Annotated in this window: 10 protein-coding genes and 2 pseudogenes; 5 read left to right on the forward strand and 7 right to left on the reverse strand. The window is 62.6% G+C overall.

The annotated features are described in order from the left end of the window. From EN807_RS09900 to EN807_RS09910, 3 genes are all read right to left on the reverse strand, one after another. Complete coding sequence (locus tag EN807_RS09900; protein WP_135934785.1) at window positions 1-2,091, reverse strand: bifunctional UDP-sugar hydrolase/5'-nucleotidase; 2,091 nt, start codon at window positions 2,089-2,091, stop codon at window positions 1-3. Window positions 2,092-2,270: 179 nt separating this feature from the next. Beyond that, window positions 2,271-2,642 carry a hypothetical protein gene (locus EN807_RS09905; protein WP_127316868.1) on the reverse strand — a complete coding sequence of 124 codons (372 nt, stop codon included), beginning with the start codon at window positions 2,640-2,642 and terminating at the stop codon, window positions 2,271-2,273. 176 nt (window positions 2,643-2,818) lie between these two features. Then, complete coding sequence (locus EN807_RS09910; protein ID WP_135934786.1) at window positions 2,819-4,264, reverse strand: homospermidine synthase; 1,446 nt, start codon at window positions 4,262-4,264, stop codon at window positions 2,819-2,821. Window positions 4,265-4,932: 668 nt separating this feature from the next. Between EN807_RS09910 and aztC the strand changes: the two genes are divergently transcribed. The 3 genes and pseudogenes from aztC to EN807_RS37620 form a co-directional block, all read left to right on the forward strand. Further along, window positions 4,933-5,919 (forward strand): zinc ABC transporter substrate-binding protein AztC, encoded by a 987-nt coding sequence (aztC, locus tag EN807_RS09915; protein ID WP_135934787.1) that lies wholly within the window; start codon window positions 4,933-4,935, stop codon window positions 5,917-5,919. Window positions 5,920-6,079: 160 nt separating this feature from the next. Next, window positions 6,080-7,174: pseudogene (gene aztD, locus EN807_RS37615) on the forward strand (zinc metallochaperone AztD); the annotation flags it as partial. Window positions 7,175-7,246: 72 nt separating this feature from the next. After that, a pseudogene (locus EN807_RS37620) lies at window positions 7,247-7,777 on the forward strand (metal-binding protein ZinT); the annotation flags it as partial. Between the two features lie 168 nt (window positions 7,778-7,945). Here EN807_RS37620 and EN807_RS09925 read toward each other — a convergent pair. From EN807_RS09925 to EN807_RS09940, 4 genes are all read right to left on the reverse strand, one after another. Continuing rightward, a complete protein-coding gene (locus EN807_RS09925) occupies window positions 7,946-8,608 on the reverse strand; it encodes an aminotransferase class IV family protein (RefSeq protein WP_135934788.1) in 663 nt (220 codons plus the stop codon). Continuing rightward, window positions 8,557-9,702 (reverse strand): aminodeoxychorismate synthase component I, encoded by a 1,146-nt coding sequence (locus tag EN807_RS09930; RefSeq protein ID WP_127316844.1) that lies wholly within the window; start codon window positions 9,700-9,702, stop codon window positions 8,557-8,559. The genes EN807_RS09925 and EN807_RS09930 overlap by 52 nt, the downstream gene beginning before the upstream one ends. A 172-nt stretch (window positions 9,703-9,874) precedes the next feature. Beyond that, window positions 9,875-10,681: a proton-conducting membrane transporter gene (locus tag EN807_RS09935; RefSeq protein WP_135934789.1), complete on the reverse strand. Its 807-nt coding sequence runs from the start codon at window positions 10,679-10,681 to the stop codon at window positions 9,875-9,877. Between the two features lie 377 nt (window positions 10,682-11,058). Next, window positions 11,059-12,897, reverse strand: a complete 1,839-nt coding sequence (locus tag EN807_RS09940) for a M3 family oligoendopeptidase (RefSeq protein ID WP_189522380.1) — start codon at window positions 12,895-12,897, stop codon at window positions 11,059-11,061. A 193-nt stretch (window positions 12,898-13,090) separates the two neighbouring features. On the opposite strand from EN807_RS09940, the gene EN807_RS09945 reads away from it, so the two are divergent. After that, entirely contained in the window at window positions 13,091-14,626 is a 1,536-nt protein-coding gene (locus EN807_RS09945) for a sigma-54 dependent transcriptional regulator (protein WP_135934790.1), read from the forward strand. Between the two features lie 378 nt (window positions 14,627-15,004). Next, the gene (locus EN807_RS09950) at window positions 15,005-16,927 is read left to right on the forward strand and encodes a DUF882 domain-containing protein (protein WP_135934791.1); all 1,923 of its coding nucleotides are present in this window, start codon (window positions 15,005-15,007) and stop codon (window positions 16,925-16,927) included. Window positions 16,928-16,997: the final 70 nt, after the last annotated feature.

Consider the following 16,997-nt stretch of genomic DNA (forward strand, 5'->3'; position numbering starts at 1 on the left):
TTAGTTTGCGGCCGGGATGGTCAAGGTCACGCCGACGGGAAGGCGGCGCGGCTCATAGTCCTTGTTGGCGTCGGAGATCGTTTTCCACCTGGCGCCATCGCCATAGGCTTTTTCCGCCAGATCCCAATAGGTGTCGCCGGCAACGATCACATGGCTGCTTTCGGCCGGCTTTGCCGGCTCGGCAGGCGCAGCTTCGGCTGGCTTGGCTGGTTCCTGGGCTGGTTCCGCCGCAGGAGCGGGTGCCGCAGGCACCGTCTCGGCTGGCTTTGCCGGCTCGGCAGGTGCCGGCGTTGCCGGGGCGGGTTCCGCCGGCACGGCTGGCGGCGTCGTGGCGATATCGTCCGAACCAGCCGGCGGTTCGGGCATCGCCGGCTCCGCAGTCGCGGCTGGAGCCGTTTCTGCTGGTTTTGCGGGCTCGGCCGGAGCGGGCGCAGCCTCGGCCGGCTTCGCCGGTTCCTGGGCCGGTTCCGCCGCGGCGGCGGCGGTGATCTCGGTAATGCGGCCATCGAGCTTCGGCGTATAGGGCCGATGTGCACTGAGATAATCGGCGACCACCTGTTCGAGGCCCGGTCCGTAATCATAGGCGTTCTTGGCCTTGTCGGCGAACACCTTGTAGCCGTCGCCGCCCTGGCGCACATAGTTGTTGGTGGCGACCAAGTAATCCTTGTCCGGATTGATCGGGGTCCACGCGCCGCCTTGCATGACTTCGACTGACTTGACGCGCCCGGCATTCGGGGCAGCCGATTTGTCGAATGAATACTTCAGGCCGGCAACCTGCGGGAAGCGTCCGGCGCCGTCCTCGATCTGGCTGAGACCGTTCTCGAGTCCGGCAATCAGATCCTTGCCGGAAATCTGGAAGGTCGCCACTGTGTTCTGGAACGGCAGCACGTTCAGCACTTCGCCCATGGTGACGGTGCCCTGGTCGATCGAAGCGCGCAGACCGCCGCCATTCGTGATGACGATCTCCACACCCTGGTCCTTGACGCGGTCAAGGACGGCATCGGAGACGAGATTGCCCATCTCGCACTCGCGGGTGCGGCAGTTCTCACGGCTGCCGTCGATCGCCTTGGTGGTTTCGGCGACCTCCTGGTTCTTCAACGCCTCGATTGGCGCGCCGAGCTCCTTGATGCGGGCAAGCACCGCGGGATCTGGCGTGATCGACTTGTCGAGGTAGATCGGGTCGCCGCTGGCTTGCTTGACGACGCCGTTGTCATCAAACACGACCTTGAACTCACCGAGATATTTCGAATAGGACGCCGCCTGGACGACTGGCACTTTGTAGCCGTCCGGATTGTCGACCATCGTCGGGTAGGGGCCTTCAGCCTTGGGGTCGGTGTTGGACAGCAGCGAATGGCTGTGGCCGCCGACCACCACGTCGACACCCGGGATCTTGGCGATGACGTCGCGCTCGCGCTTGTAACCTATATGGGTGACCGCGATGATCTTGTTGACGCCTTCTCCCTTCAGCTTCTCGACCTCCGATGTGATCGACTTGACGTCGTCCTCGATCGTGACGTTAGGGCCTGGCGAAGCGAGTTCGGGCGTGGCGTTGGTGACCGCGCCGACGACGCCGATCTTCTGGCCGCCGACCTCGATCACGATCGACGGTTTCACGCGGTCACCGAGCTTAGATTGCGCGTTGGCCGTCACATTGGCGCCGAGCACCGGAAATTTTATCATATCCAGGAACGGCGCCAGCGCCGACTCGCCGTCGTCGAACTCGTGATTGCCGACCGCCATGGCGTCGAATTTCATCTGGTTGAGGAATTCGCCTTCGGTCTTGCCCTTGTAGGTGGTGTAGAAGAGCGAACCCTGGAAATTGTCGCCGGCGCTGAGCAGCAGCACGTTCTGGCCTTCCAGCTTCTTGCGCTCCTGGGCGATCGCGGTGATCAGCCGCGCCGCGCCGCCGGTGCACTCGCCCTTGGTCTCCTCGTCGGCCGAGCAGGTCGATTCATATTTGTTGTTGCTTTCGATGCGGCTATGCCAGTCGTTGATGTGCAGGATGTTCAGCGTGTAGTCGGCAAAGGACACGCCGGCTGACAGGCCAAGGGTAGACGCCGACAGGGCGGCAATGGCGGCGATCTTCTTCATCTTCGTCTCCCGGATGACCTGTCTAACGCCCTTGCTTGACTGGAACATTACAGCCAGCTTTTCGTCCATGTTCACATCGCGTTTTAGGTGATGCAAGCGGAATCGGGGCCAGCTTTGCCGGCACAAAAAGGACGGCGGCCTCAAGCCGCCGTCCTTTGCAAAAGCAGTTCAGTATGGGCTCAGGTGCGTCGCGTCAGCACAAAGTTCTGCCCGCTCGCGCTGGTGCAATTAAGCTGCGAGGTGGAGATCAACAAGCAGTTGAAGCTGATCGGCGTCTGGCGGATCAGCGAAGTGCCCTGGATTTCGACCGAGGTACCGCCGGTCATGGTGTAGCTGCCGTCGGCAAGTTTCTGGCCGGTGTCGGTCGCGACGGTATTGAAGCTGCCGCCGGCGAAGGTCGATAGGCCCGTGCCTTGCGCGTCGATCCATGAGCCTTCGACCGCGCTCCGCGCGGCCAATGGCGGCCCGCCCGGGCCGGCGGTGGTGCACGCCGCCGAGGCGGCAGCGGCCGCGACAATGCCGGCCGAAAGCAATTTGCGCGCAATCGTCATCATCAAAATCCTCTCCTCTCGCATCGGCCGGAAAATCGATCCGATTTTTCGGAAAGCACGATGCGCACATTCAAAGCGCTATACTTTGTGCGTCCAAATGGACGCACGTCGCTCCAGGCCGCCACCTTTCCTTCAATCGCCCGATTTCCAGGCGATTGCAAGGCAGTGAAACATTGCTATCGAACGAGGATGTTGCGGAATTGCCATGGGTCGTTTTTGTCGAGGTCTTCCGGGAACAGACCAGGGCGGTTATCGAGCGGCGTCCAATCGGTGTAGTAGCCCTTGATCGGCCCCAGATAGGGGGACTGCACTTCCAGGCAGCGCCTGTAGTCCATCTCGTCGGCCTCGACGATGCCGGCCTCGGGATTTTCCAGCGCCCAGACCATGCCCGCCAGCACTGCCGACGTGACCTGCATGCCCGTGGCGTTCTGATACGGCGCCAGCTTGCGCGCTTCCGCCAGCGACAGTTGCGAACCATACCAATAGGCGTTCTTGTCGTGGCCGTAGAGCAGCACGCCGAGCTCGTCGACACCGTCGACCAGTTCGTTTTCATCGAGCACGTGATGCACGGGTTGTGCCTTGCCAGCGGCACCGAACATCTCGTGCAGCGACAGCACGGCGTCGTTGCAGGGATGGTAGGCATAGTGACAGGTCGGGCGATATTGGACTTTGCCCTTCTTGCCGCGCAGGGTGAAGAAGTCGGCGATCGAAATCGACTCGTTGTGCGTCACCAGGAAGCCGTATTGCGGGCCGGGCGTCGGGCACCAGCTGCGCACACGCGTGTTGGCGCCCGGCTGCTCCAGATAGATTGCGGCCCTCGAGCCATTCTTGTGCTCCTTGCCGTTCTTCGGCATCCACGTCTCATGCGTGCCCCAACCTAGTTCGGCCGGTTGAAGCCCTTCCGAGATGAAGCCTTCGACCGACCAGGTGTTCCAGAACACGTTCATCGGCTTCGGCTTCTTGGTGCGCTGTGTGTCGCGCTCGGCGATGTGGATACCCTTGACGCCGGCCTTCTTCATCAGCCTGGCCCAACTTTCGCGATCGTGCTGCGCGGGCTCCGAGAACTCGAGGCCAAGATCGGTGGCGAGGTTGACCAGAGCCTGCTTGACGAACCACGAGACCATGCCTGGATTGGCGCCACAGGTGGAGATTGCGGTCGCCCCGCCGGGATGCGCGTGCTTTTCTTCGATCATGGATTCACGCAGCGCGTAGTTGCTGCGGCTGGCATTGTCGGCCTTGGTGTCGAAATAGAAGCCGAGCCACGGCTCTACGACGGTGTCGATGTAAAGCACACCCAGCTTGCGACAGAGCCGCATCAAATCCACTGAGCCGGTGTCGACCGAGAGGTTGACGCAAAAGCCCTGGCCACCGCCTTTGGTCAGCAGCGGCGTCAGCAGCGTCTTGTAGTTCTTCTTGGTCACCGCATCCTGCATGAAGGTGATGTCGCGCTCGTCGAGCAGCTTGCGATCGGTATCGCGTGGGTCGATGACCGTCATGCGCGACTTGTCGAACTTGAAATGGCGCTCGATCAGCGGCAGCGTTCCCCGTCCGATCGAGCCGAAGCCGATCATCACGACAGGGCCGGTAATCTCGCCGTAAACGGGCCAGTTTTCATTCGCCATTTTATCGATTACTCCCTCAGATAGGCTGAAAAACCGGGCAAACAGACGCAAAGCGGAGCATTTTTCTGCCCGACCGCCACGCGCTACAACCACAGATCATTGTCATAAACCAGCGAAAAGCCGCGAGCTACGCTGCATTCGTCATGTGGTTAAGGAGGACGACCAGCCGATCGTGGCCGTCAGAACCTTGTAGTCGCGTTGGGCAAAGTCGAGCACCGGCGTGCGCGGCCAAAGATGCACCGAGCGTTGCCCGGCCGGGGTGATGCGCCAACCCGTTCAGCGGGTTTTCGCCCTCGGTGCAACTGTGGACGACCGCGATCCTGCTGCCAGGCCTGGCTCGATTTTAGACAGGGCCAGCGCTCTGAGCCGTGCGACACTTTTCGATTGACGAACGTAATAACATAACATACGGCTCGTCAAGAGCGGGGCTGACTTTGGTGGCTGCCGCGGAGACGGATCGAATGGCCACCTGTGTGATCTTTCAAGACCTGACGCTGGGCCACAACAGCCACCCCGCCGTGCATCACCTCGATGGGATCGTCCGGCCCGGCAATCATCTGTCGGCGTGCACGATCTACGTTCTTTCCATCTCTGCCGGGACGCGCGGCTGCTCGCCACGTGTCCGGCACATCTCCCATAGAACCGCTTGAACAGAAGGAGTTGATCGAATGTCCAGGACGCTGAAGCTTGCCGCCGTGGTGGGCGTCATAACATCGTTGCCCATCATCCCGTCGGTGGCCGCGGCAGAGAACCTCAAGGTTGTCGCCAGTTTCTCGATCATTGCCGATTTCGCCAAGAATGTCGGCGGTGACCGTGTCGACATCATCACGCTGGTCGGCCCGAATGGTGACGCCCATGTCTACGAACCGAAGCCGGCCGACGCGGCCACCGTCGGTTCTGCCGACGTGGTGCTGGTCAACGGCCTTCAGTTCGAGGGCTTCCTTCAGCGTCTCGTCGAGGCGAGCGCGACGAAGGCGCCGGTCGTGGAGTTGACCAAAGGCGGCGAGGTGTTGCGCAACACCGAGGAAGAAGGTCACCACGATCAGGATAAGGCCGCCAAGGGCGGGCAAGGGCACGCCGCGGAGGCGGAAGAGGGCCATGAGGAAGGGCACCATCATCACGGCGAGTCCGATCCTCATGCATGGCAGTCCGTGCACAATGCCGAACTCTATGTGAAGAACATCGCCGACGCCTTCTGTGCCGACGATGCCGCCGGCTGCGACATTTATCGGGCCAATGCCGAATCGTACGGCAGGCAGCTCGACGCACTGGAAGAGGAGATCAAGGCTGCTGTGGCGGAGGTCCCCGAGGGCAAGCGCACGATCATCACCTCCCACGATGCCTTTGGGTATTTCGAGCACGAATACGGCATAAAATTCCTCGCACCGGAAGGCGTCTCCACCGAATCTGAAGCTTCAGCCGCCGATGTCGCGGCCCTCATCAAACAGATCAGGCAAGACAAGGCTTCGGCGATCTTCGTGGAAAACGTCACCAATCCCCGCCTGATCGAGCAGATCGCCAGCGAGACGGGCCTGAAAGTCGGCGGTGAACTCTATTCCGACGCCCTGTCGGACGAGAACGGCCCGGCCGCGACCTATCTCGAGATGATGCGGCACAACATCACGACGATCAAAGGCGCGATCCTCGGAAGCTGATCGCCACCTCAACGATGAAAGGCGGAGCAATCAGTCTTTTCATCGGCCAATCAGTTATGTAATAACATTTAAGGAGAATACCGTGAGGACAAATTGGGCGTCAGCCACGGCCATCGCGCTGCTTCTGTCTCTATCAACGAGTGCTGCCCATGCCGAGGAGGTGACCGCGTGGCGCCTCTTCATCTCGGATCACGCGGACCCGAAGGTGACCGTAATCGATGCTGTCGATGGCGGAAAGCTCGACACGTTCCAGATTAAAGGGCCGGCGTCGCTCCATCGCAGCGAAAGCGGCCGGACCGTGTTCGCCGTGCAGGGCTCGGCCGGCGTAGTTACCGGGATCGCGAGCGGCATCTCCTTCGAGGACCACGGTGAACACGGCGACATCGATGTCGAAGCGCCAAAGCTTGCCGGCGTCGAGATCACAGCAAAGAAGCCGTCGCATTTCGTCGAGCATGACGGAGACTTCGCGGCTTTTTTCGACGGCGAAGGTGTCGCCCGCATCATCTCCGAGAAGGCGGTCCTGGAAGGCAAATCGGATTTCAGGGAAGTGAAGACGGACGCGCCGCAGCACGGCGTCGCAGTCGCCTATGGCTCCCACGTCCTCCTGTCAGAGCCGAACAGGGAAAAACCGGACGAACTCCCGGTCGGCATCAGGGTCGCTGACGAAGCCGGAGCGCCGATCGGCGGCATCCACGCCTGCCACGACCTCCACGGCGAGGCGTCTTCCGGCAATATCAGGGCTTTCGCCTGCGCGACCGGCCTGCTTGTCGTCAGCCATGGCGACGGCACCCCGGCGATCCGTCATCTGCCCTATGCCGACAGCCTGCCGGACGGCAAAACGACGACGCTGATCGGCGGCAGGGGCCCGCAATATTTCCTCGGCAACTACGGCGCCGACAAGGTGGTGCTGATCGATCCGACGGTCGAGAGCGACGCATTCCGGCTAATCAGCCTTCCGACGCGCCGCGTGCATTTTGCGGTCGATCCGGTCCGTGCCAAGTTCGCCTACGTCTTCACCGAGGACGGCCAGCTTCACCAGCTCGACGTCGTTGCCGGCAAGACCGCCAATTCGCTCAAGCTGACCGATCCGTATTCGATGGACGGTCACTGGAACGATCCGCGCCCGCGCATCGCGGTCGCCGGTGACCAGGTCGTCGTGACCGATCCTCTTCAGGGCAAGCTGCATCTCGTCGACGCGGCGTCTTTCGCCAAGGCCGGTGAAATCGCCATCGAGGGCAAGCCCTTCAACATCGTCGCGGTCGGCGGCTCTGGCCAGGTCCACGATACTGACGGCAAGGAGGCACACAGCCACAGCCACGGTGATGACCAGATCTACAAAGGCCACTTTAAAGACAGCCAGATCAAGGAGCGTGTTCTTTCCGACTGGGCCGGCGATTGGCAGTCGGTCTATCCCCATCTGCAGGACGGGACGCTCGATCCGGTCATGGCGCACAAGGCGGAGAGCGGCGACCAGACCGCCGACGAGTACAAGGCCTATTACGAGATCGGCTACAAGACCGACGTCGAGCGCATCACGATCGATGGCGACACCGTGACCTTCTTCAAGGACGGGCAGCCGCTTAAGGCTCGCTATGCCAGCGACGGCTATGAGGTCCTGACCTACAAGAAGGGCAACCGTGGCGTCCGCTTCATCTTCAAGAAGACCGAAGGAGATGCCGCCGCCCCGCAGTACATTCAGTTCAGCGACCACAGAATAGCGCCTGAGGCAGCCGACCATTATCACCTCTACTGGGGTAATGATCGCGCCGCTCTGCTGGAGGAGGTGACGAACTGGCCGACCTACTATCCGTCCTCCCTGAGCGCGAAGGAAATCGTGAGCGAGATGATGGCGCACTGACCGCGGCGCCCGTCGCTCTCGCCTGCGCGTCCGGCCCATTCTTTCCCGGGCCGGACGCATCTTCAGCAACTCGCAAGGTAAACCTTGGCTTCTGAGGCACAGCCATCGGCGCGTGGGTCGGCTGTCGCCACTCCAGCGGCTATCGTCCGGCGCCTTTTCGGTTGCGTATCAGCCCAGCCGCGCCGGGATCAATCCGCGCAGGGAATTGCCGACGAACAGCGCTTTGGCCGACTTCAAATCATCCAAGGTGTAGATTGCCTCGTGGGCGCGGCCTTCGTCCAGCAATTCGCCGCGCAATACGCCAGGCAGCAGGCCGCAATCGAGCCGCGGCGTTGCCAGCGCGCCCTCGCCGAAATCGGCAAAGAGATTGGTGATCGTGCCCTCACAGATTTCGCCACGCTCATTAGCCAGCAGAACCTCGTCGGCCCGGCTGATCAGATATTCAGCTCGCGCCCGCTGATAGGTGTCCCGGCGGCTCGTCTTGTGGCGCAGCAGCGTGTCGCTTGAATCGAGCCGCACCCGCGCCAGTTGCAGCCTCCACGCCTTGTCGGCTGCGTGCGGCTCATAAGGCAGCGCCGAGACGGTCACCTTGCCGCTGCGCGACAGGACGAGGCGTGTGCGCAAGACTATGTCCGGCCGGTCGACGGCGTTCCTGAGCACCTCGCCGACCTTCTGCGGATCACAGGCAAAACCCAGTTCGGCTGCCGAGCGGTAAAGGCGGGCCAAATGGCGGTCGAACCGGAGGAAGCCTTGGCCCGGCTGCCAGCGCATGGTTTCGATCAGCTCGAAATCGGCGGTGTTCCCGTCGCGTAGCGCGCTTTCAGCAGGCACTCCTGATACTCCTCCTCGGCCGTCGAATCGAAGACGACGCCACCACCGATATTGTAGACGGCTTCGCCACTGGAAAAGAGCGATATGGTGCGGATCGCCACCGAAAAGCGCATCGTGCCGCCGGGCGCGATCCAGCCGATGGCGCCGCAATAGACATCGCGCGGCGTGGCTTCCAGATCGTGCAGGATTTCCATGGCGCGGATTTTTGGGGCGCCGGTGATCGATCCGCATGGAAACAGCGCAGCGAAGATCTGGCGGATGGTGAGGTCGGGCAAGAGCTTGGCCCGCACGCGGCTTACCATTTGGTGGACGGTCGGGTAGCTCTCGATGCGGAAGAGCTCCGGCACCTCCAGCGTGCCGACCTCGCTGATCAGCGAGATGTCGTTGCGCAGGAGATCGACGATCATCCGGTTCTCAGCCTGGTTCTTCTCGTCATTGAGCAAGAACGCCTTCAGCCGCTTGTCCTCCGCCTTGGTCGCGCCGCGCGGGGCGGTGCCCTTCATCGGATGGGTCTCGATCATGCCTTCGGCGTCAACCTCGAAGAACAGTTCCGGCGAACGCGACAAGACGACCGGATCGCCGAGCGCGATCAGCGCGCCGTATTTCACCGGCTGGCGCTCCGTCAGCGCGTCGAAGGCGGCCAGCGGATCGCCCGACCACTGCGCATGAACCGGAAAGGTCAGATTGCCCTGATAGCAATCGCCCTTGCGAATGTGATTGTGGAGCCGCGCAAAGCGTTTTGCATAGTCTTCTGAAGACCAGGCAGCCCTTGCGTCGAAGATCGGGCCGTTGGTCGCCGGCGCATTGCTTGGCACGACCGCCTGTTCGACAGGCGCGTCGAAGATCCCCAGGCAGACAAGCGGGGCGCGGCGTCCGCCCGGCAGCAGCGGAACGAGCTTCGGCTCGAGCAGGTAGCCGGCCTCGTAGGAGAAATATCCGGCCAGCCATTTGCCGGCGTCATGCGCGGCCTGCGCAATTTCCAGCGCCGGCAGGAAATCCTCCGCCTCATGCGCCACGATGATGCCGGCCGGGCGGTCGAAAACGAGCTGATGCGCGCGCTCGTCATTCCGGAAAATTGCAGAGGGCAGGGACATAGGACTCGGATGCTGCGGTCGATGACGCCAGCTATCGCTCTATATGGGGGCTCGATCGCGCGCAATCGAGAGAGCGGCGTCTCAAGACGCAAAGGCAGCCGTGGTGAAAAGCAAACCGGCGGCACCTCGAAGGCACCGCCGGTCTGTCATGTGCTCGATACCGGCAGGCAATTCAGGTGTTGCTCGCGGTTCCCCCGGTCGGGAAGCGACGCGCGAATTCCTCCTCATCGCCGGCGGCAAGCAGTTTCGCCTGTTCGATCCAGCGCTCACGCTCGATGCGGCCGTCGAAGTTCAACGTCTCCTCGATTCGCTTGACGTCGGCGGCCGTCCAGGCGGCGATTTGCGCAAAGGTTGTGACCCCGAGCTCGTTGAGCAGTCGCTCGTTGGCCGGGCCGATGCCGATCAGGCGGCGCAGATTGCTGGCTTTGCCAGCCGCCGCCTTTGTTGTCGCGGCTTTCTTTGCCGCTGGCGCAGCGCTCTTTGGTGCAGCCCCCGTTTTCGATGCGGGAGGTTTTGGCGCACTTGCCTGCGACGCGCCCGCTTTCGACGCACCGGCCTTCGGCGCGGCTGCGGCCTTCGCGGCAGCCGGTTTCTTGGACGTGATCTTGGCTGGCGCGGTCTTTGCTGACCCGTTCTTGGCCGGCGTCGTCTTGGCCGGCGTCGTCTTGGCGGGCGTCGACTTGGCCGGCGCGGATGTCGCCATCAATGCCGACGGTGCCGGGATTGCTGCCTTTGTCGCACCGGTCTTGGTGCCTTGTACCTCGCTCAACTGGCGCTCCAGGTCGGCGCGGGCGCCGCGGCATACTTCCAGCTCACCGGTCAGGCGGTCGGCGTCGGCGCGCAGCCTGTCGCGCTCGCTGCGTGTGCGGTCCATGTCACCGCGCAGGCTGTCGAACTCGCCACGCAGGCGTCCCCAGATGAACCAGCCAACCAACACACCTACCAGGAACGCCAGGAGCATGTAGAAAAAAGTGCCCATTGTCTTTCTCTCCAGTCCGATCCATCTGCCGTGGCCTGGAGTGGTGACCTTGGCACAAGGACCATTCAATGGTGGCTCCGCTGTTCGCGGAACAGCCGGCTTAGATCGAGCTGTCGGCGACCGGCTTTTCCTGCCGTGGCCAACGGCCGCTGTCGCATTTGCCGAAGCGCCGTGACCGGACCGAAGATTTTTTCCTGGCCTGAGCCCCGCGCCCGACTGAGCTTGAGGCGGGACGCTATCATACAGCTTCCGGAAAGCTAACGGAAAAATTCCACGGAGAGTTATTTAAGAACAGATATTTAGGCCAAGAATAAATGGTCTCAATATGCATTGCGGCTAAAACTGTTCTGTCAGCCCCGGATGTTCAGCGCAGTGCGTCAATTGTCCAAAGCTTCGAGCTCGTCGATCAGCCCGCCGATCACGCCAAGTCCGATCTGCCAGAAGGCAGGGTCTGTGGCGTCAAGGCCGAAGGGTGCCAGGAGCTCGGAATGATGCTTGGTGCCGCCGGCGCGCAGCATGGCAAAATATTTCTCCTGAAAGCCACGCTCCGCATTCTGATAGACCGCATAGAGAGAATTCACCAGGCAGTCGCCGAAAGCATAGGCGTAGACGTAGAAGGGCGAATGGATGAAGTGTGGAATATAGGTCCAGAAGACCTCGTAACCGTCGCGCAGCTTGATCGCCGGCCCGAGGCTTTGCGCCTGCACTTCCAGCCAGAACTGGCCGAGCCTGTCGGATGTCAGTTCGCCGTTCTTGCGCTCGGCATGCACCTTGCGTTCGAATTCATAGAAAGCGATCTGCCGCACGACCGTGTTGATCATGTCCTCGACCTTCTGGGCGAGCATGGCCTTTCGCTCGCGCTTGTCCGTGGTCTGGTCCAGCAGCGAGCGGAAGGTCAGCATCTCGCCGAAGACGGATGCCGTCTCGGCCAGAGTCAGCGGCGTCGAAGCCATCAGCGCGCCCTGGCCTGCAGCCAGCACCTGATGCACGCCGTGACCAAGCTCATGCGCCAGCGTCATCACGTCGCGCGGCTTGCCCATGTAGTTGAGCAGAACATAGGGATGCGCCGACGGCACGGTCGGATGCGCGAAGGCGCCCGGCGACTTGCCAGGCCTTACCGGCGCGTCGATCCAGTTGCGCTCGAAGAAAACCCGGGCGATCTCCGCCATGTCAGGTGAAAAGCGCTGATAGGCGGAAAGCACCGTGTTCTTGGCCTCGTCCCAGCCGATGATCGTTTGCGGGGTCTCTGGCAACGGCGCGTTGCGGTCCCAGTGGTTCATCACCTCCATGCCCAGCCAGCGCGCCTTCATCTGGTAGTAGCGGTGCGACAGACGCGGATAGGCGTCGCGAACGGCTGAGGCCAGCGCATCCACCACGCTGCGCTCGACGCGGTTGGCGAGATGGCGAGAATCGGCGATGTCCTCGAAGCCGCGCCAGCGGTCGGAAATCTCCTTGTCCTTGGCCAGCGTGTTGGTGACCAGCGTGAACGTGCGCAGGTTCTTGCGGAAGGTTGCGGCCAGCGCTTCAGAAGCCCGGCGGCGCACCTCGCCATCGGCGTGCTGGAGGCGGTTCAGCGCCGGCTCCAGGGTAAGCTCCTCGCCATCGATGTCGAAGCGCAGATCGGTCATCGTTTCGTCGAACAAGCGGTTCCAGGCGCCGCGTCCGGTAATCGACTTCTCATGGAAAAGCTGCTCGACGCGATCTTCCAGCTGGTAGGGTTTGTCCATGCGCAGATCGAGCACCCACGGCCGGTAGTGAGCGAAGGCGGGATCGGCAGCAAGCGCGGTTTCGATCGCGGCGTCGTCGATGAGATTCAGTTCGAGCGCGAAAAACAGAAGATGCGCGCTGGCGTCGGTCATCTTCTCCTGAATGTCGCCATAGAGCTTGGCGCGCAGCGGATCCGCGGTGTTGCCGGCATAGATCAGTCCGGCATAGGAGACGATCCGGCCGATCAGTTCCTCCAGCGCCTCATAGGCGGCAAGCGCCTCGCCCAGCCTGCCGCTGTCGGCACGCTCCGCCTCGGCGGCGAGCGTGCCTTTCCAGCGGCTCTCGAAGCTGATGGCATCGGCCGCCGCCCTGGCGATGTCGCGCTTCAGCTCGGGGGCGTCCATCCCCGAATAGAGATCGGCGAGATCCCATTCCGGCAGGTCGCCAAGCTCCGCCGCGCCCTGACCGGACGCCGCCGCCGCAAGCTGCCGACCAAAAACCATGCGCATTGCCGATACTTTCCAGATTGCAGGACCCAAGCGGTCAGACTCAAAGATTCAAAAGGGGATGAGAAAGCCGGTCAAATCCTAAGGAATTCGTTCACCGGGTTTTTTGAAACCTTATTTAGAACCCTGTGCCAAGATGATCCATAGGGTGGATTGCCTTGGGTGGGCATATTGGGCGAGCATCGTTGAACCAGTCATGACAGGTTCCATACTCATAGTCGATGACGATCCCGTGCAGCGCAGGCTGCTCGAGGCGGCCGTGACGAAATTCGGCCACAGCGCTATCATCACGGATGGCGGCGAGGCCGGTCTCGACGCGCTCGACGGGCCCGATGCGCGCGACGTGTCGGTGGTCATCCTCGACCTCGTCATGCCGGGCCTCGACGGCATCGGCGTGCTGAAGGCGATGCGTGAGCGCGGCATCCAAGTTCCGGTCATCGTACAAACCGCCCAGGGGGGCATCGAGACCGTCGTTTCGGCCATGCGTCACGGCGCTTTCGATTTCGTCGTCAAGCCGGCATCTCCCGACAGGCTGCAGGCATCGATCGGCAATGCGCTCAAGGTCGAGGCGGTCGAGGGCGAAGTGAAGCGCTCGTCGCGGCGGCGCGGCGGCCATCTGACCTTCAAGGACATGATCACGCACAGCCCGGCGATGGATCGGGTGATCCGTCTCGGCCAGAAGGCGGCCGCGTCCAACATCCCGATCCTTATCGAGGGCGAATCCGGTGTCGGCAAGGAGCTGGTGGCGCGCGCCATCCAGGGCAGCGGCGATCGCCGCTCAAAACCCTTCGTTACCGTCAATTGCGGCGCCATCCCCGACAATCTGGTCGAATCGATCCTGTTCGGCCACGAGAAGGGCTCGTTCACCGGCGCCACCGAAAAACACACCGGGAAGTTCGTCGAAGCGCATTCGGGCACGCTCTTTCTCGACGAGATCGGCGACCTGCCGCTCGACGTGCAGGTCAAGCTCCTGCGCGCCGTGCAGGACGGTGAGGTCGATCCGGTCGGCGGGCGTTCGACCGTCAGGGTCGATATCAGGCTGATCTCGGCGACACACCGCAATCTTCTGCAGCAGGTCAAAGACGGCAAATTCCGCGAGGATCTGTTCTATCGCCTGAACGTCTATCCGATCTTCGTGCCGCCGCTGCGCGATCGTCGCGACGACATCCCGTATCTGGTCGAGCACTTCCTGGAGAAGGTTGCGCCCACCGATCCACGTCACCGCCTGCACGGCATTTCGGCTGCGGCGCTCGCCATGCTGCAGGCCTACGACTGGCCGGGAAACATCCGGCAGCTGGAAAACGCCGTCTTCCGGGCCTCGGTGCTTTGCGAAGGCGATGTGCTGACCGAAGAGGAGTTTCCGCAGATCCGGGCGCAGGTCGAGGGCACCGTCAACCTCGATGCGGATGGCGCGTTGCACGCGTCGCCTTTGGTCATCGAGCCTCCTGGCGAGGACGTGCCGGCCGATAACGGCATTGCTGCAACCGAGCTCGATCCGCCGGCCAGGCCGCAGCCCCGCTTCGGCACGCTGCGGGCACTCGACGAACGCGGCAATGTGCGCGCGCTGGCCGACGTCGAATTCGAAATGATCAAGCTCGCGATCGACCATTACAACGGCCAGATGAGCGAAGTTGCCCGCCGCCTCGGCATCGGCCGCTCCACGCTCTACAGGAAGCTCAAGGAGTACGGCATCGATCCGGAAACAGGCCGTATCGACCGGCTTGCTTCCTGACTAAGCAAGTCCGGTCCAGCTTGTCAGCCTGGCACCAGACAATCGACAGTCATCGACCGGGCGTGACGCACGTCGGGGCGACGCGCTAGCCGGCAGTGTTCACGCATTGAGGCGGCCGGTAACAGATCGTGTTCAGGCAAAGGCCGAAACATGATCTAAACCAGCAGTTTACCACGAAACCCTGCGCAATATTTTTGACGGGATATTGCCACGGTGTTACCGCATTTCGGCTTCAATAAGCGATGATTAACCATTAGGATCGATATTCGGATACGAACACCACCGCATCCGTTGGTCAAATCCGGGGACAAACGGCAGCCTGCAAGGCCTTTTGATTTGAACAAAGTCGAACGACACACAAACGGGCGGCATTATCACATGAGCGTCTGGCCGAGATGGCTGGCAGCAGTGATTCTCGCCTTTGGCTTCCTTACAGCGGCTGCGACCGGCGCCAGCGCCCAGACACGTTCGCTGAAACTCTATAACCTCCACACCAAAGAGAAGGCGGAGATCGTCTTCAAGCGCGGCGGCCGCTACGACCAAACGGGTCTGAAAAAGATCAACGTCATCCTGCGCGACTGGCGCCGCAACGAGCCGACCAAGATGGATCCGCGCCTGCTGGACCTGGTCTGGGAGGCTTACCGGCAGAGCGGTGCCACCGACTATATCCAGGTCGTGTGCGGTTATCGCTCGTCGTCAACCAACTCGATGCTGCGCAGCCGCAGCAGGGGCGTCGCCAAGAAAAGCCAGCATATGCTCGGCAAGGCCATGGACTTCTACATTCCCGGCGTGCCGCTGAAGAAACTGCGCGACATCGGTCTGCGGATGCAGGGCGGCGGCGTCGGCTATTATCCGAGGTCCGGCTCGCCCTTTGTCCACATGGATGTCGGCAATGTGCGCCACTGGCCGGGCATCAGCCGCCAGGAACTGGCGCGTGTGTTCCCCAATGGCAAGACGCTGCATGTGCCGAGCGACGGCAAGCCGCTGCCCGGCTATTCACAGGCGCTCGCCTCCTACAAGGCGCGCAAGGGCGCCGGCGCTCCCGCCATCGAACTGGCCAGCGCAGGTGGCGGTTTCAAGAAGTCCGGTGGTCTGCTGGCGGCTTTCTTCGGCGGCGGTGAAGACGAGGCCGATGACAGCGCCGATGTGGCAGCCGCGCCAGCGCCGAAGTCAACCAACGTGAAGCCGCCGGCGAGCGTGAAGCTGGCGACCGCGAAGCCGGCGCCGGCCGCCAAGAACAGCAAGCTTCCGGGCATTGCCATCGTGTCGCCTCAGGATGCGAAGCGCGCCGAGATTCCGCAAATCGCCGATGCGCCTGCTCCGGAACCGGAGGAGGACACGCCGGAAACGATCATCGCGGCGCTGCCGGCGCGCAGTGTGCCGCTGCCTGATTTCGCCCCGCGTCCGAAGACCGATGTCGGCGCTCAGCCCCCCGAAAACGTTCCGTTCGGCGTGGCGGATGCCACTGCCACCACTGAACAGGCGGTGGCGACCGCGCAAGCGCCGGCAAGCGCTCCCTTCGGCATGGCCGAGCCGTCCGCTGTCGCCGATGCGGCGCAGGTTGCGGCCAACAACATTCCGTTGCCGACCTGGCGTCCCGATCACTCGCTGCCGGCCGACCTTGCAGCGGCCGACCTTGCGCCTCAGGACAAGGAGGTGCTTTTGGCGCTGGCGGATACGGCCGGGCACGGCAAGACCGCTACCGATGCGTTCTCGGTGCTGCCGTCGGCTCGGCCCGATCTGGCGCAGCCTGACTTGGCCCGGCCTGACTTGGCCCAGCCCGACTTGGAGCGGCCCGATTTGGCCCAGACGGACCAGGTTCAATCCGATGCGGTCAAGGCCGTCCTCGAGCGGGTCAGCGCAACCGACGAATACCAGGTCGCTTCGCTCTCCCAGCCGAGCTCGATTCTCAGCGGTCCGGCGAACGGCAATGCCGCATCGCCGCGCGAGGCTGTCTTTGCCCGTCCGGCCGGCTCGGATCCGGCCGCGGCGATCGGTGCGGGTGTGAAGACCACCCGCAAGGCAGCCAGGGCAACCGCCCGTGACCTGAAGCCTGGTCCCAAGTCCGTGGTGGTCGCCGCCGAGCCGAAGGCCGCGCGCTGGGCATTGAACAGCGGCGAGAATGTCGCCACCGTCTCCAGCGCGACGACGGCGCCGCGCTATGCCTACAATATCGTGCACACGCCGCCGACCGAGGTCTACACCGCGGGCTTCCAGCCGAACGATCAGTTGGCCGACGCCAACCGGTTCACCGGCAATGCCGTCAAGTTCATGTCGGTAGCCCGCTTCCAGACCAAGTAGCGGATCGACCAAGCAAAACAAAGCCGCGTCGGACAACCCGCGCGGCTTTTTGCTGTTCGAAAAACAAAAA

The sequence above is a fragment of the Mesorhizobium sp. M5C.F.Ca.ET.164.01.1.1 genome (assembly GCF_004792125.1).
GTDB classification, from domain to species: Bacteria; Pseudomonadota; Alphaproteobacteria; order Rhizobiales; family Rhizobiaceae; genus Mesorhizobium; species Mesorhizobium wenxiniae.

Coding starts and splice junctions, on each gene's coding strand:
- EN807_RS09900 (WP_135934785.1), bottom strand. CDS start 2,091: ATGAAGAAGATCGCCGCCATTGCCGCCCTGTCGGCGTCTACCCTTGGC.
- EN807_RS09905 (WP_127316868.1), bottom strand. CDS start 2,642: ATGACGATTGCGCGCAAATTGCTTTCGGCCGGCATTGTCGCGGCCGCT.
- EN807_RS09910 (WP_135934786.1), bottom strand. CDS start 4,264: ATGGCGAATGAAAACTGGCCCGTTTACGGCGAGATTACCGGCCCTGTC.
- aztC (WP_135934787.1), top strand. CDS start 4,933: ATGTCCAGGACGCTGAAGCTTGCCGCCGTGGTGGGCGTCATAACATCG.
- EN807_RS09930 (WP_127316844.1), bottom strand. CDS start 9,702: ATGTCCCTGCCCTCTGCAATTTTCCGGAATGACGAGCGCGCGCATCAG.
- EN807_RS09935 (WP_135934789.1), bottom strand. CDS start 10,681: ATGGGCACTTTTTTCTACATGCTCCTGGCGTTCCTGGTAGGTGTGTTG.
- EN807_RS09940 (WP_189522380.1), bottom strand. CDS start 12,897: ATGCGCATGGTTTTTGGTCGGCAGCTTGCGGCGGCGGCGTCCGGTCAG.
- EN807_RS09945 (WP_135934790.1), top strand. CDS start 13,091: ATGACAGGTTCCATACTCATAGTCGATGACGATCCCGTGCAGCGCAGG.
- EN807_RS09950 (WP_135934791.1), top strand. CDS start 15,005: ATGAGCGTCTGGCCGAGATGGCTGGCAGCAGTGATTCTCGCCTTTGGC.